The following is a 246-nucleotide window of genomic DNA, read 5'->3' on the forward strand; positions in this document are numbered from 1 at the left end:
CGAGTCAACAGTGACTCGACGTCACTTTCCGCACCCGCTCGATTGAGGCGATCCACGCAATCTTCGACGAGGTGCGCGGGTGGCCAACCCTCCTCACGCTCGACTCGGCCTCACCTGCGTGATCGCGCGCTGCTCGATGGACCGCATCGCCCCCTTCGGCTTGCTGATTCCTGTGTTCGCCTTGATCTCGAGCGTGTTGTTTCTTGGTGACCGCGTGACGCCGAAGCTGGTCGTCGGTGGGCTGCT

The 246-nt window shown here is 63.0% G+C and carries 1 pseudogene; it reads left to right on the plus strand.

Going from position 1 to position 246, the window contains the following annotated elements:
• Positions 1-118: 118 nt before the first annotated feature.
• Positions 119-246, plus strand: a pseudogene (locus FNJ47_RS52370) (EamA family transporter); the annotation flags it as partial.

The organism is Bradyrhizobium uaiense (genome assembly GCF_010811875.1).
Lineage (GTDB): Bacteria > Pseudomonadota > Alphaproteobacteria > Rhizobiales > Xanthobacteraceae > Bradyrhizobium > Bradyrhizobium uaiense.